Genomic DNA, 20,546 nt, shown 5'->3' on the forward strand with positions numbered 1-20,546 from the left:
CATGACCACGCCCACGACGGGCCACCCCCGCACCGACGCGCCGCGCACCAACGACCTGCGCGTCACCGGTTTCCAGCCCCTGATCGCCCCGTCCGCCCTGCTCGCGGACCTGCCGCTGGGTCCTGCCCGCGCCGCGCTGGTCCAGGACAGCCGACGCGCCGTCAGGGACGTCCTCGCCGGCGAGGACGACCGCCTGCTGGTGGTCGTCGGCCCGTGCTCCGTCCATGACCCGGCCGCCGCCCGGGAGTACGCGCAGCGCCTCGCCGCCGCCGTCGCCCCGCTCGCCGACGACCTCTGTGTGGTGATGCGGGTGTACTTCGAGAAGCCGCGCACGACGCTCGGGTGGAAGGGCCTCATCAACGACCCGCACCTGGACGGGACGCACGATGTCCAGCACGGGCTGCGGACCGCCCGCCAGGTGCTGCTCGATGTGCTCGACACCGGACTGCCGGTGGGCTGCGAGTTCCTGGAGCCGAACAGTCCGCAGTACATCTCGGACGCGGTGACCTGGGGCGCGATCGGCGCGCGCACTCCGGAGAGCCAGGTGCACCGCCAGCTGGCCTCGGGCCTGTCGATGCCCGTGGGCTTCAAGAACGCGACCGACGGCGTCGTGCAGCCCGCCGTCGACGGATGCCGGGCCGCCGCGGGCGAGCACGTCTTCTTCGGCCTCGACGAACAGGGCTGCGGCTCCATCGTCTCCACGAGCGGCAACCCCGACTGCCACATCATCCTGCGCGGCGGGCGCGGCGGCCCCAACTACGGCCCCGAGGACGTCCGCGACGCCCTGGCGGTGCTGGCCGGAGCGGGGATGCGCGAACGTCTGGTCATCGACGCCAGCCACGCCAACAGCGGCAAGGACCACCACCGGCAGGCGGCGGTCGTCGTCGAGATCGCGGAGCGGATCGCCGGGGGCGAGGAGGGGATCGCCGGGCTGATGGTGGAGAGCTTCCTGCGGGAGGGGCGCCAGGAGCCGGGCCCCCTCGACACTCTGACGTACGGGCAGAGCGTGACCGACGCCTGCGTCGGATGGGAGCGGACCGAGGCGCTGCTGGACGCGTTGGCGGCAGCGGTGCGCGGGCGCCGCGCGGCGCGGCGGGAGTCCGCGGCGCAGCACCCGCCCCGCTGATCACGCCGGGTCCGCCGGGCGGTCACAGGACAACGGGCAGTGCCCGGAACCCGTTCGAGATGAACGACTCCAGGGGCACCAGGTCCTGCGGCCCCCCGGCGAGCGCCAGACCGGGGAACCGCTCGAAGAGGGCCGGCAGGGCGATGCGTGCTTCGAGGCGGGCCAGCGGCGCCCCGACACACATGTGCACACCGTGACCGAACGCCAGATGCCCCTGCGCGGGCCGGGTGATGTCGAACGAGCCGGCGTCCGCCCCGTGCTGTGCGGGGTCCCGGCCCGCCGCGGCGTAGGCGGGGAGGATCGCCTCGCCCCGGCGGATCGTGCGGCCGTCGGGGAGCGGGATGTCGTCCACGGCGAAGCGCAGCGGCAGACTGGCCACGCTCGGTGCCCAGCGCAGGGTCTCCTCGACGACATCGCTCCACGAAGCCTCGCCCGCGACGACGAGCCGGAGCTGCCCGGGGTGGGTGAGGAGCGCGTGCACCGCGTTGCCGATGAGGTTCACGGTGGTCTCGAACCCGGCGGAGATCACGAGCCACAGCGTGTGCATCAGCTCCTCCTCGCTCAGCCGGGCGCCGCCCTCGTCCCGGGCGGAGATGAGGACACTGGTCATGTCGTCGCCGGGGTCGGGGCGCTTGAGCGCGACCAGTTCGCGCAGTACCTCCTGGATCTCCTGCCAGGTGGACGCGGCCTCCTCCGGGCCGATGTCGGTGTCGAAGATGCGGGCGATGACCGCCGCGGTACGGGGCCGCAGCCCTTCGGGGATCCCGAAGAGCCGGCACATGACCTGCATCGGCAGCGGGTGCGCGTACCGGGCGCGCAGATCCACCGTCCGGCCGGGCGGCTCGGCGGCCATGGAGTCGAGCAGCCGCCCGGCCACCTTCTCGATGTCGCCGGCCAGCTCCTCGGTGCGGCGGGCGGTGAACGCCGGGGCGACGAGTTTGCGCAGCCGCCGGTGGTCCTGCCCGTACGCCGTGAACATGTTGACCACGCCGAGCCAGGTGTGCAGCCAGGAGTCGGGGGTGATCTCCCCCCGCTGCCAGGTGGGCCAGTGCGCGCGGGGGTCCTTGCTCACCCGGTCGTCGGTGAGGAGCTGCTTGATCAGCGAGTGATGGCTGACGGCCCAGGCGGTGACCCCGCCGGGCAGGGTCACGGGAGTCGCGGGTCCGGCCGCGCGGAGCCGTGCGCCCTCGCCGGGAATGTCGCTCCCGGCCGGGTCGATGGCGAAGGGCACGTCCACGGTACGGCTCCTGTACTGGTCGTGGGGGGACCGGGGGTGGGTAACGGGCGAAACAGCGGGGGACGCCCGCCGGTATCAGGCTGTCCATGATCAGGCTACTGATCGGCCGCCGTCCGGTCCGCGACCGAGGGCGCATTGAGCACGATGGAAGACGTGCCCCCTGTACACCTTCGATGCGTGGGTGGACGCGGTCGCGGCGATCGTCGCCACACGGGCTCGAAGCACGGTCGAGGATGCCGCGACACGGACCGGCCGTCCGGGCGGGGACGTAGCCGCCCGTGCCGGTTCGAGAGGGCTTCGAGGAAGGCCCCGGCACGGCCCGGAGTCCTGCGCGGTGATGCCTCGCGCACGTGAGCCCAGACCGTGACTTGACCTCAAGTTTGGTTGAGGTAGCCCAATGGGGACCGGCTACCGGCCACGGCCGAACAACCGGAGGAGAGCGCTATGACGACTGAACACACCGACCGCGACCAGGTGGATTTCTGGTTCGACCCCCTGTGCGGCTGGACCTGGCTCGCGTACCAGTGGTTACGCCAGGTGGAAAGCGTGCGTGAGGTGTCGGTGCGCCTTCGTCCCACCGGGCTCGCGCTGATGCGCGCACGGACCGGGCAGGTGGATGTGAACCCGGAGTACCACGAGCTCGCGCAGGGCCCGGCACGGGTGATCGCGGCGGCCCACGCCCTGCGCGGCGACGAGATCCTGGCACCGCTCTACGACGCGGTCGGTTCGCGCCTGCACGCCCCGGGCGGCGTCCTGGAGGGCACCTTCGGGCGGGCGCGCGATCTGTCGCCCGAGGACCGCAGGCTGGTCCAGCTGGAGGTGCTGGGGAAGGCCGAAGGGGCGGTCGCCGCCGCACTCACCGAGGTGGGGCTGTCACCGGACCTGACGGAGCAGATGCGCTCCACGGAGTGGGACGGGGCCCTGAGCGACTCCCACGCCTCGATTCCCCTCGACGGCCGGCGGATCGAGCTCATCGGTGTCCCGGTGATCTCCGTCAAAGGCGGCAACGGCTGGTTCGGCCCCGTGCTCAGCGCGATCCCCGCGGGGGAACGGGCGGGGCGGCTGTGGGACGGTTTCCGGCTGGTCGCGGCCGAGGAGCTGGTCGGCGAGATGAAGGTGGTCGGGGACCGTACGGTGCCCCGGCCGCGGCTGGTGTTCTGACCGTCATGGCCCGATCCGAGGAGGGATGTACCAGCCATGGCTGAGGCAGTCGCCGCACATGAGGATCCGAAGTACCCCGAGCTCAGCCGGCGGACCATCACCCTGGTGGTGACGGGGCTCCTGCTCGCGGTCTTCATGTCCGCACTCGACGGCATGATCATGGCCACCGCGATGCGGACGGTCGCCGACAACCTGCACGGGCAGACCCTGCAGGCCTGGGCCACCACCGGCTATCTGATCACCGCGACCATTTCCCTGCCGCTCTACGGAAAACTCTCCGACATCTACGGCCGCAAGCGGCTGTACATGATCGCGATCGTGCTCTTCCTGCTGGGTTCGCTGCTCTGCGCGATGGCCCAGTCGATGTACGAACTCGCCCTGTACCGCGGCATCCAGGGGCTGGGCGGCGGTGGACTGGGCTCGGTCGCCCTGGCCGTGCTGGCCGACATGCTGCCGCCGGAGCAGCGGGTGCGCTACCAGGCGAACTTCGGCGCGGTCTTCGGGATCGCGAGCGTCCTGGGCCCGGCCGTGGGCGGGCTGTTCGCGGGCATGGACAGCTTCCTGGGCGTCGCGGGATGGCGCTGGATCTTCCTCATCAATCTGCCGATCGGTCTGATCACGCTCGTCGTCGTCGGGAAGCTGTTCACGTTCAGGAACGTCCGGATCCCCCAGCGCGTCGACTACCGGGGGGCCACCGCGCTGGTCGCCGGGCTGGTGCCGCTGCTGCTGGTCGCCGAACAGGGCAAGCAGTGGGGCTGGACGTCGCCGCTCTCGCTGGGGCTGTTCGTCCTGGGCGCGGCCGGCCTGGCGTGGTTCCTGCTCGTGGAGCGCAGGATGGGCGACGAGGCGCTGATGCCGCCCCGGCTCTTCCGCAACAGCGCGTTCACCCAGGTGAACGTGGTGAACTTCATCGGCGGTATCGGCGCCTTCACCTCCATGACGTTCCTGCCGCTCTACCTCCAGATCGTGCAGGGCCTGTCGCCCACCACCGCGGGCCTGCTGCTGCTTCCGCAGTCGCTGGCGACCACCGTGGGAGCCAAGTTCGCCGGCCCCGTCGTCGCCAGGACCGAGCGCTACAAGTTCATGCTGGCCGGCGGACTGGCCATGCTCGGCGCCACCTACCTGGTCCTGAGCACGGTCGGCGTGGACACCTCGCTGTGGGTCATGGGCGCGCTGGCCGTCGCGATGGGCCTGGGGCTCGGCATCTTCATGCAGACGGTCCTCACGGCCCTGCAGAACAGTGTTCCCCCGCAGGACATGGGTGTGGCCAGCGGGCTGTACAGCTTCTCGCGGCAACTCGGCGCGATCTCCGGTACGGCCGTCTTCCTCTCGGTCATGTTCGGTATCGCCGCCGGCCGGATCATCGACTCCTTCGCCTCGGTGCGGAACACGCCCGCACTGCAGGCCGCGATGAACGACCCGGCGGTGCTGTCCAGCGCGGCGGACCAGAAGGTGCTCACCGGGCTGCTCGGCGGCACCGAGGGCATCGACCTCGACAACACGGCGGTGCTCGACACCCTCGACCCGCGCGTCGCGCGCCCGATCCTGGAGGGCATGGGGAGCAGCATCAACACGGTCTTCCTCGTCCTGGGCGGCCTCGGCCTCCTCGCGGCACTCGTATCGCTCACGATCAGGGAGAAGGCCGGATCCAAGGCGCCGGCCGAACAGAGCGACGGGGCCGGGGAACGGCTCGCCGCCACGGAGTGAGCCCCGCGGCCGTGGCCGGGATCACCCAACGGGAGCCCCCACCGGACCGGGTCCGGTGGGGGCTCATTTCCCTAGCACTCGATGATGTTCACCGCGAGCCCGCCCCGCGCCGTCTCCTTGTACTTGACGCTCATGTCGGCGCCCGTCTCCTTCATGGTCTTGATGACCTTGTCGAGGGAGACCTTGTGGCTGCCGTCGCCGCGCAGCGCCATCTTCGCCGCGGTGACCGCCTTGACGGCCGCCATGCCGTTGCGCTCGATGCACGGGATCTGGACCAGGCCGCCGACCGGGTCGCAGGTCAGGCCGAGGTTGTGTTCCATGCCGATCTCGGCGGCGTTCTCGACCTGCTCGGGGGAGCCGCCGAGGACCTCGGCCAGCGCGCCCGCGGCCATGGAGCAGGCGGAGCCGACCTCGCCCTGGCAGCCGACCTCGGCGCCGGAGATGGAGGCGTTCTCCTTGAAGAGCATGCCGATGGCTCCGGCGGCGAGCAGGAAGCGGACGACGCTGTCCTCCTTCTCGGCCTCGGTGCAGCCGCCGGCCGCGAAGTTCATGTAGTAGTGCAGGACGGCGGGGATGATGCCCGCGGCGCCGTTGGTGGGGGCCGTGACGACGCGGCCGCCCGCCGCGTTCTCCTCGTTGACCGCCATCGCGTAGAGGGTGATCCACTCCATCGCGTGGGCCTGCGGGTCGCCCTCGGCGCGCAGCTGGCGGGCGGAGTTCGCGGCGCGGCGGCGGACCTTCAGGCCGCCGGGGAGGATGCCCTCGCGGGACATGCCGCGCGAGACACAGGCCTGCATGACGCGCCAGATGTCCAGCAGACCCGAGCGGATCTCGTCCTCGGTGCGCCAGGCCTTCTCGTTCTCCAGCATCAGCGAGGAGATGGACAGGCCGGTTTCGCCGGAGAGCCGCAGCAGCTCGTCGCCGGTGCGGAAGGGGTGCTTGAGGGCGGTGTCGTCCGGGACGATCGGGTTCTCGCCCTGGACCGCGTCCTCGTCCACGACGAAGCCGCCGCCGACGGAGTAGTAGGTCTTCTCCAGGAGCGGGGCGCCCTCGTGGTCGTACGCGAAGATCGTCATGCCGTTGGCGTGGTACGGCAGGGCCTTGCGGCGGTGCAGGACCAGCTGCTCGTCGGCGTCGAAGGGGATCTCGTGCGCCCCGAGCAGGTTGATCCGGCCGGTGGCGCGGATCTCCTCGACGCGGGCGTCGGCGGACTCCACATCGACGGTGCGGGGCGACTCGCCCTCCAGGCCGAGCAGGACCGCCTTGGGCGTGCCGTGCCCGTGGCCGGTCGCGCCGAGCGAACCGTACAGCTCGGCCCGTATCGAGGCGGTGTGGGCCAGCAGGCCCTCGTTCTTCAGGCGGCGCGCGAACATCCGGGCGGCGCGCATCGGTCCCACCGTGTGGGAGCTGGACGGGCCGATACCGACCGAGAACAGGTCGAAGACCGAGATGGCCACGGGATGACTCCTAAGGGTGGGAAGACGCCGTTGTCTGCCGGGTGGTGCGGTACGGGCCGGGTCGGCCCGAAGAGCGAGGACAAGGGTGGGGGCACCGCGCTCACTGTCCAGTGTGCGTGGTGCCCCGCCCGAAACGTGCGAACTGCTTCCGGACTACTTCAGACCGGGGTACAGCGGGAACTTCTCGGCAAGTGCCGTGACACGGGCCTTCAGGCCGGCGGCGTCGTACGACGGCTTCAGCGCGGCGGCGATGATCTCCGCCACCTCGGTGAAGTCCTCGTTCTGGAAACCGCGGGTCGCCAGGGCCGGGGTGCCGATCCGCAGACCCGAGGTGACCATCGGCGGCCGCGGGTCGTTCGGGACCGCGTTCCGGTTGACCGTGATGCCGACCTCGTGGAGGCGGTCCTCGGCCTGCTGGCCGTCCAGCTCGGAGTCGCGCAGGTCGACGAGGACCAGGTGCACGTCCGTGCCGCCGGACAGGACGGAGACGCCGGCCTCGGTGACGTCCGGCTGCACCAGACGCTCGGCGAGGATGCGGGCGCCGTCCAGGGTGCGCTGCTGGCGCTCCTTGAACTCCTCGGTCGCCGCGACCTTGAACGAGACCGCCTTGGCCGCGATCACGTGCTCCAGCGGGCCACCCTGCTGACCGGGGAAGACCGCCGAGTTGATCTTCTTGGCGAGCTCCTGCGTCGACAGGATGACGCCACCGCGCGGACCGCCGAGGGTCTTGTGCGTGGTGGTCGTGACGACATGGGCGTGCGGCACCGGGTTGGGGTGCAGACCCGCGGCCACCAGGCCCGCGAAGTGCGCCATGTCGACCATCAGGTACGCGCCGACCTCGTCCGCGATGCGGCGGAAGGCGGCGAAGTCGAGCTGGCGCGGGTAGGCGGACCAGCCCGCGACGATCAGCTTCGGCTTGGTCTCCTTGGCCAGGCGCTCGACCTCGGCCATGTCCACGGTGCCGGTGTCGTCGACGTGGTACGGGACCACGTTGTAGAGCTTGCCGGAGAAGTTGATCTTCATGCCGTGGGTCAGGTGACCGCCGTGGGCCAGGTTCAGGCCCATGATCGTGTCGCCCGGCTTCAGCAGCGCGAACATCGCGGCGGCGTTCGCCTGCGCACCGGAGTGCGGCTGGACGTTCGCGGCCTCGGCGCCGAACAGGGCCTTGATCCGGTCGATCGCGATCTGCTCGACCACGTCGACGTGCTCACAGCCGCCGTAGTAGCGGCGGCCGGGGTAGCCCTCGGCGTACTTGTTGGTGAGGACGGAGCCCTGGGCCTCCATGACGGCGACCGGAGCGAAGTTCTCCGAGGCGATCATTTCGAGGGTGGACTGCTGACGGTGGAGCTCGGCGTCGACGGCTGCGGCGACGTCCGGGTCCAGCTCGTGGAGGGAGGAGTTGAGAAGCGACATCAGGGGATCCCTAGGGTCTCAGTTGCCGGAGAACGCGGTGTATTCGTCGGCGGAGAGCAGGTCGTCCGGCTCCTCCGCCACCCGTACCTTGAACAGCCAGCCGCCCTCGAACGGAGCGGAGTTCACCAGCGACGGGTCGTCCACGACGTCCTGGTTCGCCGCGACGACCTCACCCGTGATGGGGGAGTACAGGTCGCTGACCGACTTGGTCGACTCCAGCTCGCCGCAGGTCTCGCCCGCGGTCACCGTGTCGCCGACGTCGGGGAGCTGCGCGTAGACGACGTCACCGAGCGCGTTGGCCGCGTACTCGGTGATACCGATCGTGGCGACACCGTCCTCGACGGCCGACAGCCACTCGTGCTCCTTGCTGTACCGCAGCTGCTGGGGGTTGCTCATGACCTGAATTCTCCTGTACGCGGGGGAGTGCTGATGAACGGTGGTCTTACGGTGTGAGACGCGATTACGTCACTTCCGGGGCGGTGCGATGCCCGGAATGTCACTTCTCGCGCTTGTAGAACGGCAGGGCGACGACCTCGTAGGGCTCGTGCGTGCCGCGGATGTCCACGCCGACGCCCTCGGTGCCGGGCGCGGCGAACGCCGCGTCCACGTACGCCATGGCGATCGGCCTGCCCAGGGTGGGCGACGGGGCGCCGGAGGTGACCTCGCCGATCACCTCGCCGCCCGCGACGACCTGGAATCCGGCGCGCGGGACCCGGCGGCCCTCGGCGATCAGGCCGACGAGCTTGCGGGGCGGGGCGGTCTCGGCGCGCGCGGCGGCGGCCACGAGGGCCTCGCGCCCGACGAAGTCGCCCTCCTTCTCGAACTTCACGACCCGGCCCAGGCCCGCGTCGAACGGGGTCAGCGCGGTCGTCAGCTCGTGCCCGTACAGCGGCATGCCCGCCTCCAGGCGGAGCGTGTCACGGCAGGAGAGCCCGCAGGGGATCAGGCCGTGCGCCGTACCGGCCTCGGTGAGCGCCCGCCACAGCTGCTCGGCGTGCTCGGGGGCCACGAACAGCTCGAAGCCGTCCTCGCCGGTGTAGCCGGTACGGGCGATCAGCGCGGGCACCCCGGCGACCGTGCCGGGCAGGCCCGCGTAGTACTTCAGCCCGTCCAGGTCGGCGTCCGTGACGGCCTTCATGATCGCGGGCGACTCCGGGCCCTGCACGGCGAGCAGCGCGTACGCGTCACGGTCGTCGCGCACCTCGGCGTCGAAACCGGCCACCCGGTCCCGCAGCGCGTCCAGCACGATCTGCGCGTTGCCCGCGTTGGCGACGACCATGTACTCGGTCTCGCCCAGCCGGTAGACGATCAGGTCGTCCAGGATGCCGCCGTCGCTCCCGACGATCATCGTGTAGCGGGCGCGGCCGGCGCCGACGGTGGCGATGTTGCCCACCAGCGCGTAGCTCAGGAAGGCGGCGGCCTGCGGCCCGGTGACCGTGATCTCACCCATGTGGGACAGGTCGAAGAGACCCGCCCGGGTGCGTACGGCGTTGTGCTCGTCGCGCTCGCTCGCGTACCGCAGCGGCATGTCCCAGCCGGCGAAGTCGGTCATGGTGGCGCCCAGCGAACGGTGCAGGGCGTCCAGGGCGGTGAGACGGGGGGCGTTGCTCATGGATTCGGCTCCAGGGCATGACGACAGAGGACGATCCCTCCCCATCTGTCATCGGAACCTGAGAGGTTCGCCGAAAGGCCCTGAAGGGGGTCAGCCCTCGCCGGGTTCGGCTTGCACCTTGGGTGGAGCCGCCGGGCGGCTCGCTTTTCAGATCTGCCTCATCCACGCGGTACGGGGCCTGAGAGATTCAAGGGAGGAACTTGCTCCTTCGGCGCCCGGTACACACAGTGACCGGAACTCTCCCGCGCGGATTCAAACGGCCGGTATGCAGTTGGCGGGGTCATCATCGCACGGCTTGCGGAAGAGTGGGGCGTCCGGTCTCCCACCCGACACGGGCCGCAGGCCCGGTTGTGCCGCATTACCTTTTCTTTACACTTCTTGGGCAGGTGTGGGTGACCCGACAGGGGGAGGGCGATGGACTTGCAGCGGTACGCGACGACCGCGGGGGTCGCGCACGGCGCGATGCCTGCGCAGCCGGGCGCACCCGCCCGGGAAATGCTGGGCACGCACGCGCCGGTGGTACGTGACCTCCGGGGGCGCGCCGGGCGCAGCCCGCACAGCCTGGACTTCGCGTCCGGCGATCTCGTGGTGGTCTCCGGGCTGCCCGGAAGCGGAAAGTCGACACTGATCCGGCGGGCCGTCACGGACCGCGCCATCGATTCCCAGAACACCCGGGACACCTGGGCCGGGGCCCTGCCCCGCTTACTCCCGTACGCCCTCTACCGCCCGCTGGTCCGGGTGGCCCACTACTACGGGCTGTGGCGGGCACTCCGCTCCGGCGAGTCCGTCGTGGTGCACGACTGCGGCACCCAGGCCTGGGTGCGCCGCTGGCTGGCCCGGGACGCCCGGCGGCGGGTCCGCACCCTCCACCTCGTCCTGCTCGACGTCACGCCCAAGGTGGCGCGGGAAGGGCAGCGCGAGCGCGGCCGGGGCGTCTCCGGGTACGCCTTCTCCCGGCACCGGCGCTCGGTCGGCCGGCTGCTGCACGACACGGAGCGGGGTCTGCTGCCCCCGGGATGCGCCTCGGCGGTGCTGCTGGACCGTGAGGCGGCGGGGGTGCTCGGCCGGATCTCGTTCGCGGACGAGTAGGGCTCGCGGGGCGTACGGGGCCGAGCGGGGCGTACGGGGGCCGAGCGGGGCGGGCGTCACGCGCGGGCCCCGTACGCAGGCGCACCGCCGGCGGGCTCACGGCCGGCGGGCGCCCGCCGGGCCGTCCGGCTGCCGGACGGCGGGCGGGCACGCCGTCGGACACGCCGCCGGGCAGTGGACCCGGGAGGCTAGGGTTTCCGCCGGAACGCAGGTCGAGAGAGGGACACAGGGGCAGTGGACATTCCGGTACCGGCACAGACATATCCGCACCAGGGATGGCCGGCCAATGAGCTCGAAGAGGTGCTCGCCGCCTCGATCGGAGTCCCGGAGGCGGGCGGCCGGCTCGTCGAGGTGCTCGGCCGCAGCGCGCTCTGGGTGCCGCTGCCCAACGGCGGCAGTCCCGAAAGCCCCGATCTCGACCTGCCGATGATGGAGATCGACGGCGTCGCCTACGTCCCCGTGTTCAGCTCCGAATCGCAGTTCCTCGGCTGCGTCGGCACCCAGATGTCCTTCACCGTGGCGCCCGCCCGGGACTTCGCCCGCGGACTGCCGCCGCAGGTCGGGATAGCCGTGAACCCGGGCGGCGCGGTCGGCGTGCCACTGCCGCCCCCCGCTGTCGCCGAGCTCTGCCGGGCCGGCCGCACGCCCCTGGACGGGCCCGCGAGCGGCGCCCGGGTCCGCCTGTTCGAGCCCGACTGGCAGGAGGAACCCGTCGACTTCCTCGCCGCGGTGGCCGGGGAGTTCCAGGAGAGCGGCGTGGTGAGCACCGCCCGCCGGACGCTCGCCAGCATCGAGGGCGGCGACCCCGTCCTTTTCATCGGCGTCGAGTTCGCCACCTGGGACGGCGCGGGACAGAGCGCCCCGATGGACGCGCTGGGCCGGGCGCTGGGCCGGGTCCAGGTGCCGTGGCCCGTCAACCTGGTCCTGCTCGATGTGGCCCAGGACCTCGTCGGCGACTGGATGCGGGAGAAGGTCCGGCCGTTCTACCGGCGTGAGGGGCACTGATCCACCGGTGTGAGGGGCTTTGACCGCACCGCCGGCGAGGGTGCCGGCCACACCCGGGGTCGGGGTCAACCGTCGTTGCCGGGTGGCGACGTCGATCCTTGGCGTCAAGTCGGTGTCAGCGGCGGCGCATAAGCTGGTTTGATGGCGGGGTCGCTCCCGTGTGCCCGGGAGCGGGGACGCGACACAGCGGATCGATGAGGGGCGGAACACAGGGTGAGTGCAGGCACTGCGGCGGCCGGGCAGGTCGAGCACATGCTGCGCCAGGTGACCCCCGGGCGCTACGACGCCTACGAGGCGCTGCTGGCGGCCCTCGCCGACGGCCGGATCTGGATGCTCCTCTGGCACGGCACGGCCGGTTCGCCCGACGCCCAGTACGGGAACATGGAGATCGACGGCCAGGGATACGCCCCGTGCGTGACCTCCGCCCAGGAGCTCTCCGCCAGCGGCTGGAACCGGGCCCACGAGCTCGTCACCGGCCGCGACATCGCCCGCGCCCTGTTCCCCGACCGCTGGGGAATCTGGCTCAACCCGCATGCCCCGGGCGGCGGCGTCGGTATTCCCTGGCTGGACCTGCGCCGTATCGCCACCGGCCTCGACCGGCTGCCCGCCGGACCCCTGCGGCTCTCCGAGCCCGCCGTCGACATCCCCCAGTTCTACGCGCTGCTCACGCAGAACGCCCACCGCACCCCGGCGGTCCGCTCGCTGCGCCGTGCCTGGGTGCATCCCGCCGTCGGTGTTCCGTACCTCGCGATCGGCCTCGATCTCTACGACACGGGCCGCGCCTCCGTCGACTCGGTGCGCGAGATGATGCGGCAGTCGATCGGCGCGGTCCCCGAGGGGCTGCCCGTCTCCACCGTCGCCATGTCCGACGAGTACGACCCGGTCGCGATGTGGCTGCGCGCCAACTCCCGCCCGTTCTACGACCGTGAGGCGCACGCCCAGGCCGGCCCGCCGCCCGCCGCCGTGCCCGGCTACGGGTACCCGCACCGGCCCCGCTGAACCGCGACGAGCGCGACGTTCGGTCACCGAGCGTCGAACACCCCTTGACGTCCGGCTTGTTGGCTTCCCGCGCGAGGATGTCCCGGAACTGGACGGTTTGTTTACTGTCCGGGTCTCGACTAGGTCTCACCGCTATCCGGACTGTTCTCTTGCGGCGGGCACCGTCTGTAGTGTGCGGCCATCAAACCTCACCACATGGCGAACCAGGGGTGGACCCATGCGAATATTCAAGTCCCGGGCTGTCCGGGCGATCACGACAGCGGTCGCTGTCGGTCTGATCGCCACGGGCTGTTCCAGCGAGCGGGACGAGGGCGGCTCCAAGGGGGGCGACAAGGACACCTTCGTCTTCGCCGGAGCTGGTGACCCCGGTTCCCTCGACCCGGCCCTCGCGAGCGACGGCGAGACGTTCCGCGTCACCCGTCAGGCCTTCGAGGCGCTCCTGGAGCACGAGCCCGGCGGCAGCAAGCTCGTCGGCGGTCTCGCCGAGAAGTGGGAGAGCGACAAGGCCGGCAAGGTCTGGACGTTCAACCTGCGCCAGAACGTGAAGTTCCACGACGGCGAGGCGTTCAACGCCGCCGCGGTCTGCGCGAACTACGACCACTGGTTCAACTGGAAGGGCACGTACCAGTCCAGCGCGGTCTCCTACTACTGGCAGACCATCATGGGCGGGTTCGCGAAGAACGAGGACGCCGAGGCGCCCAAGCCCAACTACAAGTCCTGCACCGCCAAGGACGAGAACACGGCCGTCATCGAGGTGAACGAGCCCTCGGCGAACCTGCCGGGCGGATTCTCCCTCCAGGCGCTCGCGATCCACTCGCCGAAGGCGATCAAGGAGTACGAGAAGCAGGACGCGACCGCCAAGGGCGACGCGATCACGTACCCCAAGTACAGCCAGGAGGCCGGCACGGTCGCCGGCACCGGCCCGTACAGGATCACGAAGTGGAACAAGGGGAACAAGGAAGTCTCCCTGCAGCGCTTCGACGACTACTGGGGCGCCAAGGCCAAGGTGAAGAACCTGGTCTTCCGCACCATCTCCACCGAGGAGACCCGCCGCCAGGCGCTCCAGGCGGGTGACATCGACGGCTACGACCTGGTCGCGCCGGCCGATGTGACCACGCTGGAGAAGGAGGGTTACGAGGTCCCGACCCGTGACGTCTTCAACATCTTCTACCTCGGCATGAGCCAGTCGGCGAACCCGGCGCTGAAGAAGCCCGAGGTCCGTCAGGCCATCACGCACGCCATCGACCGCGAGAACCTTGTCAAGACCCAGCTGCCCGAGGGCGGCAAGGTCGCGAGCCAGTTCATGCCCGACACGGTCGCCGGCTTCTCGGACAAGGTGAAGACGTACCCGTTCGACACCGCCCGGGCGAAGAACCTCCTCAAGCAGGCCGGCGAGGAGAAGCTGAAGATCGACTTCTGCTACCCGACCGAGGTCACCCGCCCGTACATGCCTGCCCCGCAGGACATGTTCGAGCTGATGAAGGCCGACCTGGAGAAGGCCGGCATCACCATCGTCCCGAAGGCCATGAAGTGGGCCCCGGACTACCTGGACGCCACCGAGGCGGGCTCCTGCGCCCTGCACATGCTCGGCTGGACCGGTGACTTCAACGACGGCTACAACTTCATCGGCACCTGGTTCGCCGGGCCCGACAAGCAGTGGGGCTTCAAGGACCAGAAGGTCTTCGACGCCGTGAACGCCGCCTCCGAGGTCGTCGACCCGGCCGCCCGTACCGAGGCCTACAAGAAGGCCAACGAGGCGATCGCGGAGTACGTCCCGGGCGTGCCGATCTCGTCGTCGCCCCCGGCCATCGCGTTCGCCAAGAACGTCAACCCGCCGAAGGTCTCCCCGCTGACACAGGAGAACTTCGCCGAGGTCTCCTTCAAGTAATCGCACACCAGCGGGTCCGCCCGGCCACAGCAACCAGGTGGCCGGGCGGACCCGCATCGATGCACGTGAGAAAGGGGCATGCGGGGTGCTGCGACTCGTCGTAAGAAGACTTCTCCAGCTCATTCCCACCCTGCTCGGCCTGTCGGTCCTGCTGTTCCTCTGGCTGAACCGACTGCCCGGCGGACCCGCGTCAGCGATCCTGGGCGAGCGGGCGACCGAAGCCGAAGTAGCGAGAATCAACCGGGCACTCGGGCTCGACGAGCCGGTCCACGTCCAGTACTGGCGGTTCCTCAAGCGCATCTTCGAGCTCGACCTCGGAACCTCCACCCAGACCGGCCAGCCGGTGTGGGACGAATTCACCCTTCGCTTCCCGGCCACCGTGGAGCTCAGCGTCGCCGCGATCCTGATCGCCGTGGTCGTGGGCATCCCGATGGGCTACCTGGCGGCCAAGCACCGCGGCGGCTGGCTGGACGTCGCCTCCGTCTCCGGATCACTGCTCGGCATCTGCATCCCGGTCTTCTTCCTGGCGATGCTGCTGCGCGGGATCTTCTCCGTGGAGCTGGGCTGGTTCCCGAGCCAGGGCCGGCTCACCACCGGACTCGACGCGACCGACATCACCGGATTCTCCGTCCTGGACGGGTTGCTGACCGGTGAGTTCGACGCGAGCTGGGACGCGATCATGCACTTGATCCTGCCCGCCGTCGCGCTGGCCTCGATCCCGCTCGCCGTCATCGTCCGGATGACCCGCGCCAGCGTCCTGGAAGTGCTCGGCGAGGACTACATCCGCACCGCCGAGTCCAAGGGCCTGGACAAGCGCGTCGTGCGTGGCCGCCATGTGCTGCGCAACGCCCTGCTGCCCGTGATCACCGCGGTCGGCCTGCTGACCGGCAGTCTGCTGTCCGGTGCGGTGCTCACCGAGTCCGTCTTCGACTTCGGCGGCATCGGATCCTTCATCCGTACCGCGATCGACGGGCGCGACTACCCGGTCCTCGTCGGGTTCATTCTCTTCATCGCGATGGTGTACGTGCTGATCAACCTGCTGGTCGACCTCGCGTACAGCATCATCGACCCGAGAGTGCGGGTGCACTGACGTGACGATCCTGACCAACAAGGCAGACAAGATCGACCGTCTCGCCGAGCTGACCCAGAGCTCCGAGACGGTCGCCGGCACCAGCCTGTGGCGCGAGGCGTTCCGCCGGATGCGCTCCAGCAAGATGGCGGTCATCGGCGCGGTGATCATCGCCGTGTTCGTCCTCGTCGCCGTCGTCGGGCCGATGCTGGCCCCGCACGGAGCCACCGCGCAGAACTGGCGCAGTGAAGTCTTCCCCAACCAGGGCAAGTTCGTCGGCATGCGCGGCGAGAACTGGTTCGGCCTGGACCACCTGGGCCGGGACATGTTCTCCCGCTGGCTCGTCGGGGCCCGGCAGACGCTGCTCGTCGGTGTCGTCTCCATGCTCATCGGCCTGATCGTCGGCGCCCTGGTCGGTGTGCTCTCCGGAGCCGCCGCCACCCTCGGCGGCAAGGCCGGGCAGCGCGTCGACACCGTGATCATGCGCTGCACCGACATCATGCTGTCGCTGCCCTCGCTGCTGCTCGCCGTCTCCATCGCCGCCGTGCTCGGCCAGTCGCTGACCACCGTGATGATCGCCGTGGGTGTTGTCCAGATCCCCATCTTCGCCCGCCTGCTGCGCGGTTCGATGCTCGTCCAGGGCGGCGCCGACTACGTGCTCGCCGCGAAGGCGGTCGGCATCCGGCGCAAGCGGATCGTGCTCACCCAGATCCTGCCGAACTCGCTGAGCCCCGTGATCGTCCAGGCCACCCTGAGCCTGGCCACCGCGATCATCGAGGCCGCGGCCCTGTCCTACCTGGGGCTCGGCAACCCCGACCCGGCCGTTCCCGAGTGGGGCGTGATGCTCTCCCAGGCACAGCGCTTCTTCGACAACGAGCCGATGATGGCCGCTTATCCGGCTGTCGGGATCATCATCACCGCCCTCGGCTTCACCCTGCTCGGCGAGGCCATGCGCGAAGCCCTCGACCCGAAGTTGCGAGGCTGAAGTCCCATGTCACTGCTCTCCGTTGAGGAACTCAGCGTCACCTTCACCGCGCGTGGCCGCAAGGACGCCACAGCCGTGGACGGCGTCTCCTTCGAGGTCGACCAGGGCCGGGTCGTGGGCCTGGTCGGCGAGTCGGGCTGCGGCAAGTCCGTCACCTCGCTCGCCCTGATGGGCCTGCTGCCCCGCAAGGGCGTGCGCGTCGGCGGCCGTGCCGAGTTCGACGGCCAGAACCTGCTGACCATGAACGAGCGGAAGCTGCGCGACCTGCGCGGCAGCCAGCTCGCCATGATCTTTCAGGACCCGCTCTCCTCGCTGAACCCGGTCGTCCCGATCGGCATCCAGGTCACCGAGATCCTTCAGCGCCACCGCGGGCTGAAGGGCGAGAAGGCCCGCAAGGAGGCCGCGTCGCTGCTCGACCGGGTCGGCATCCCCGACCCGACGCGGCGGCTCAAGGAGTATCCGCACCAGCTCTCCGGCGGTATGCGCCAGCGGGCGCTGATCGCCATGGCGGTCGCCTGCGCCCCCAGGCTGCTGATCGCGGACGAGCCGACGACCGCACTGGACGTGACCATCCAGGCGCAGATCCTGGAACTCCTGAAGGAACTGGTCGACCAGGAGGGCACCGCCCTGCTGATGATCACGCACGACCTCGGTGTCGTCGCCGGACTCTGCGACGAGGTCAACGTCCTCTACGCCGGACGGGCGGTGGAATCGGCGGGCCGCCGCGAGCTGTTCGCCCACCCCACCCACCCGTACGCGCACGGCCTGCTCGGTTCCATCCCGCGCCTGGACGCGCCGCGCGGCGAGCCGCTCAACCCGATCCGCGGATCCATCAACGACAAGATCGCCTGGGCCGACGGCTGCGCGTTCGCACCCCGGTGCGACCACTACACGATGGAGTGCCTCACCGGCACCCCCGAACTGACCGAACCACGCACGGCCGGACACCAGGTGCGCTGCGTCAACCCGGTCCTGCCCAAGGCGGAGGTCCCGGCATGAGCCTTCTCGAACTGGACGGCGTCAAAGTCCACTTCCCGGTCAAGAAGGGCCTCTTCTTCGACCGTACGGTGGGCCATGTCTACGCGGTCGACGGTGTCTCGCTGAGCGTCGAGGCCGGTCAGACGTACGGCCTGGTCGGCGAGTCGGGCTGCGGCAAGACGACGCTCGGCCGCGCGGTGCTGCGGCTGAACGACATCACCGAGGGCGGGGTCGTCTTCGACGGCACCGACCTGGCGAAGCTGCCGTCCGAGGAGATGCGGGCCTTCCGCCGCCGTCTCCAGATGGTCTTCCAGGACCCGCTGGGCAGCCTCAACCCCCGGCAGAACATCGAGTCCATCCTCGCCGAGGGCATGGCCGCCCACGGCATCGGCAAGGACCAGGCGGAGCGCCGGGAGAAGATCGAGTCCATCCTCGCCAAGGTCGGCCTGCCGTCCAACGCGATGTCCCGCTACCCGCACGAGTTCTCCGGCGGCCAGCGCCAGCGCATCGGCATCGCCCGCGCGCTGGTGCTGGAGCCGGACGTGATCATCTGCGACGAGCCGGTGTCCGCGCTCGACGTGTCGGTCCAGGCGCAGGTGATCAACCTGCTGGAGGAGCTCCAGGAGTCGCTGGGCCTGACCTACCTGGTCATCGCGCACGACCTCGCCGTGGTCCGGCACATCTCGGACGTCATCGGGGTGATGTACCTCGGCGGGCTCGTCGAGGAGGCCCCGAGCGACGCGCTGTACGCGGGGCCCCGGCACCCGTACACCAAGGCGCTGATGTCGGCGGTCCCGGTGCCCGACCCCGAGGTCGAGGACCGCCGCGAGCGGATCCTGCTCCACGGCGACCTGCCCTCCCCGGCGAACCCGCCGGCCGGCTGCCGGTTCCACACGCGCTGCCCGTGGGTGCAGGAGACCAAGTGCGCCACGGAGCGCCCGCCGCTGCTGGACACCGGCGACGGGCACAAGGTGGCCTGCCACTTCACGGCGGAGATCGAGGCCGGGACGGTGAAGCAGACCCTGGCCACGGGCATCGACGCGGTCACCGGCACGGAAACGGTGGCGGCCGAAGCGGTGGAGACCGCGGAGGGCGACGCACCCGAGACCTCCGCGGAGAAGCCCGCGAAGGTGCCGGGACAGGCCGGAGCACCCGTCGCCGCACCGGCGGAGGACAGTCCGAAGGGGTAGTACCGGCACAATTGCCCGGTGCTCAACGAACTGTTCACGCCCTCCGTCCAGCATGCGCTCGACATCGCCGGGATCTTCGTCTTCGCGATCTCCGGCGCACTGCTCGCCGTACGCAAGAACTTCGATGTCTTCGGCATCGCGGTGCTCGCCGAGGTGACCGCGCTGGGCGGAGGGCTGTTCCGTGACGTGATGATCGGCGCGGTCCCGCCGGCCGCCTTCACGGATCTCGGCTACTTCACGACGCCGCTGCTCGCCGCCGTGCTGGTGTTCTTCCTGCACCCCCACGTCGAGCGGATCCAGGTCGGCGTCAACGTCTTCGACGCGGCGGGGCTCGGCCTGTTCTGTGTCACCGGGACGGTCAAGGCGTACGACTACGGCCTCGGCCTCACCGCGTCGGCGGCCCTCGGCCTGGCCACCGCGGTCGGCGGCGGTGTGCTGCGGGACGTGCTGGCCAACGAGGTGCCCTCGCTGCTGCGCTGGGACCGGGACCTGTACGCGGTGCCCGCGATCGTCGGCGCCGCCATGGTCGTCCTGTGCATCCGCTTCGACACCCTCAACGCCTTCACCAGCGGTACGGCGGTGATCGCCGCGTTCGCCCTGAGGCTGCTGGCGATGCGCTTCCACTGGCGGGCCCCGCGCGCCTACAACCGGCGTTCGGCCACGGCCGAGGACGGCGGGTCCGGCTGATGGGCGACCCCCAAAGCTACCGCTCAGTAATGGGATCGGTGTACGGTGCATGGCATGGCACAGGCAGCAGCGCAGGCGGCGCAGAGCACGCGGACCACGCAGGCGACCATCGGGGACAGCGAGTTCGACCGCGACACCGCTGTCACGCTCCGCGAGGAAGGCGTCTACGACGCCGAGCTCTCCGCGGGCTGGACCATCATCCGCGCCGTCAACGGCGGCTATCTGCTGGCCCTGCTCGGCCGCGCCCTGGGCGACGCGCTGCCGCACCCCGACCCGTTCTCGGTCTCCGCGCACTACCTCACCGCCTCCGTGCCCGGCCCCGCGGTGATCAGGACCCAGGTCGTCCGGGCCGGCCGCGGCCTCTCCACCGGTTCGGCCTCCCTCTTCCAGTTCGCGGACGACGGCACCGAGGTCGAGCGCATCCGGGTCCTGGCCACCTACGGCGACCTGGACGCCCTCACCGACGAGGTCCGTACGTCGGCCGAGCCGCCCGCCATGCCGCCCCGGGAGCACTGCCTCGGCCCGGCCGACGGCCCGGCCCCGATCCCCGGCAGCTCGGCCATCACCGAGCGCCTCGACATCAGGCTCGACCCGGCGACGGTCGGCTGGGCCGTCGGCGCACCGTCCGGCAAGGGCGAGATGCGCGGCTGGTTCGGCCTGGCGGACGGCCGTGACGCGGACCCGCTGTCCCTGCTGCTCACCGTCGACGCGCTGCCGCCGACCTCGTTCGAGCTGGGCCTGAAGGGCTGGACCCCGACCGTCGAGCTCACCGCCCACATCCGCTGCCGTCCCGCCCCGGGCCCGCTGCGGGTCTCCATCACCACGCGCAACCTCGCGGGGGGCTTCCTGGAGGAGGACGCGGAGGTCTGGGACAGCACGGACCGTCTGGTCGCCCAGTCCCGCCAGCTGGCGAAGGCCTCGCGCGGCTGAAACGGCACCGCCT

The 20,546-nt window shown here is 70.6% G+C and carries 18 protein-coding genes and 1 riboswitch; of the genes, 13 read left to right on the forward strand and 5 right to left on the reverse strand.

Translation table 11 applies throughout. The annotated features are described in order from the left end of the window. The first annotated feature begins 1 nt into the window (after position 1). Positions 2 to 1,126: a 3-deoxy-7-phosphoheptulonate synthase gene (locus OHA98_RS08855; protein ID WP_266924044.1), complete on the forward strand. Its 1,125-nt coding sequence runs from the start codon at positions 2 to 4 to the stop codon at positions 1,124 to 1,126. A gap of 22 nt (positions 1,127 to 1,148) precedes the next feature. Here the strand turns inward: OHA98_RS08855 and OHA98_RS08860 are convergent, their stop codons facing one another. Continuing rightward, positions 1,149 to 2,363, reverse strand: a complete 1,215-nt coding sequence (locus tag OHA98_RS08860) for a cytochrome P450 (RefSeq protein ID WP_266924046.1) — start codon at positions 2,361 to 2,363, stop codon at positions 1,149 to 1,151. Between the two features lie 444 nt (positions 2,364 to 2,807). Between OHA98_RS08860 and OHA98_RS08865 the strand changes: the two genes are divergently transcribed. Together OHA98_RS08865 and OHA98_RS08870 are read left to right on the forward strand one after the other, a co-directional pair. After that, positions 2,808 to 3,524 carry a hypothetical protein gene (locus OHA98_RS08865; protein WP_266924047.1) on the forward strand — a complete coding sequence of 239 codons (717 nt, stop codon included), beginning with the start codon at positions 2,808 to 2,810 and terminating at the stop codon, positions 3,522 to 3,524. A 36-nt stretch (positions 3,525 to 3,560) separates the two neighbouring features. Then, entirely contained in the window at positions 3,561 to 5,231 is a 1,671-nt protein-coding gene (locus tag OHA98_RS08870; protein ID WP_266924049.1) for an MDR family MFS transporter, read from the forward strand. 71 nt (positions 5,232 to 5,302) lie between these two features. Here the strand turns inward: OHA98_RS08870 and OHA98_RS08875 are convergent, their stop codons facing one another. The 4 genes from OHA98_RS08875 to gcvT all read right to left on the reverse strand — a co-directional run bounded on the left by OHA98_RS08875 (position 5,303) and on the right by gcvT (position 9,713). Beyond that, positions 5,303 to 6,688, reverse strand: a complete 1,386-nt coding sequence (locus OHA98_RS08875; RefSeq protein ID WP_266924051.1) for an L-serine ammonia-lyase — start codon at positions 6,686 to 6,688, stop codon at positions 5,303 to 5,305. A gap of 153 nt (positions 6,689 to 6,841) precedes the next feature. After that, entirely contained in the window at positions 6,842 to 8,101 is a 1,260-nt protein-coding gene (glyA, locus tag OHA98_RS08880; RefSeq protein WP_266924053.1) for a serine hydroxymethyltransferase, read from the reverse strand. Positions 8,102 to 8,119: 18 nt separating this feature from the next. Further along, positions 8,120 to 8,497: a glycine cleavage system protein GcvH gene (gcvH, locus tag OHA98_RS08885; RefSeq protein WP_266924055.1), complete on the reverse strand. Its 378-nt coding sequence runs from the start codon at positions 8,495 to 8,497 to the stop codon at positions 8,120 to 8,122. A 100-nt stretch (positions 8,498 to 8,597) separates the two neighbouring features. After that, positions 8,598 to 9,713 carry a glycine cleavage system aminomethyltransferase GcvT gene (gcvT, locus tag OHA98_RS08890; RefSeq protein ID WP_266924057.1) on the reverse strand — a complete coding sequence of 372 codons (1,116 nt, stop codon included), beginning with the start codon at positions 9,711 to 9,713 and terminating at the stop codon, positions 8,598 to 8,600. Positions 9,714 to 9,870: 157 nt separating this feature from the next. Then, positions 9,871 to 9,968: riboswitch (glycine riboswitch) on the reverse strand. Positions 9,969 to 10,127: 159 nt separating this feature from the next. Here gcvT and OHA98_RS08895 point away from each other — a divergent pair. The 10 genes from OHA98_RS08895 (at position 10,128) to OHA98_RS08940 (ending at position 20,533) form a co-directional block, all read left to right on the forward strand. Beyond that, the gene (locus OHA98_RS08895) at positions 10,128 to 10,802 is read left to right on the forward strand and encodes an AAA family ATPase (RefSeq protein WP_266924059.1); all 675 of its coding nucleotides are present in this window, start codon (positions 10,128 to 10,130) and stop codon (positions 10,800 to 10,802) included. A 234-nt stretch (positions 10,803 to 11,036) separates the two neighbouring features. Next, complete coding sequence (locus OHA98_RS08900; RefSeq protein ID WP_266924061.1) at positions 11,037 to 11,807, forward strand: enhanced serine sensitivity protein SseB; 771 nt, start codon at positions 11,037 to 11,039, stop codon at positions 11,805 to 11,807. A 252-nt stretch (positions 11,808 to 12,059) separates the two neighbouring features. Beyond that, positions 12,060 to 12,806: an enhanced serine sensitivity protein SseB C-terminal domain-containing protein gene (locus OHA98_RS08905; RefSeq protein WP_266927815.1), complete on the forward strand. Its 747-nt coding sequence runs from the start codon at positions 12,060 to 12,062 to the stop codon at positions 12,804 to 12,806. A 217-nt stretch (positions 12,807 to 13,023) separates the two neighbouring features. Continuing rightward, positions 13,024 to 14,694 (forward strand): ABC transporter substrate-binding protein, encoded by a 1,671-nt coding sequence (locus OHA98_RS08910; protein WP_266924063.1) that lies wholly within the window; start codon positions 13,024 to 13,026, stop codon positions 14,692 to 14,694. An 85-nt stretch (positions 14,695 to 14,779) separates the two neighbouring features. Further along, positions 14,780 to 15,784, forward strand: coding sequence for an ABC transporter permease (locus OHA98_RS08915; protein ID WP_266924064.1), 1,005 nt, complete (start codon positions 14,780 to 14,782; stop codon positions 15,782 to 15,784). Between the two features lies 1 nt (position 15,785). After that, entirely contained in the window at positions 15,786 to 16,748 is a 963-nt protein-coding gene (locus tag OHA98_RS08920; RefSeq protein WP_266924066.1) for an ABC transporter permease, read from the forward strand. 6 nt (positions 16,749 to 16,754) lie between these two features. Next, positions 16,755 to 17,747: an ABC transporter ATP-binding protein gene (locus tag OHA98_RS08925; protein WP_266924068.1), complete on the forward strand. Its 993-nt coding sequence runs from the start codon at positions 16,755 to 16,757 to the stop codon at positions 17,745 to 17,747. After that, complete coding sequence (locus OHA98_RS08930; RefSeq protein WP_266924070.1) at positions 17,744 to 18,916, forward strand: ABC transporter ATP-binding protein; 1,173 nt, start codon at positions 17,744 to 17,746, stop codon at positions 18,914 to 18,916. Before OHA98_RS08925 ends, OHA98_RS08930 begins: the two co-directional genes overlap by 4 nt. An 18-nt stretch (positions 18,917 to 18,934) precedes the next feature. After that, positions 18,935 to 19,603, forward strand: coding sequence for a trimeric intracellular cation channel family protein (locus OHA98_RS08935; protein ID WP_266924071.1), 669 nt, complete (start codon positions 18,935 to 18,937; stop codon positions 19,601 to 19,603). 54 nt (positions 19,604 to 19,657) lie between these two features. After that, positions 19,658 to 20,533 (forward strand): thioesterase family protein, encoded by an 876-nt coding sequence (locus tag OHA98_RS08940; protein ID WP_266924073.1) that lies wholly within the window; start codon positions 19,658 to 19,660, stop codon positions 20,531 to 20,533. The last annotated feature ends 13 nt before the right edge of the window (positions 20,534 to 20,546 follow it).

It is taken from the genome of Streptomyces sp. NBC_00654, assembly GCF_026341775.1.
GTDB lineage: Bacteria > Actinomycetota > Actinomycetes > Streptomycetales > Streptomycetaceae > Streptomyces.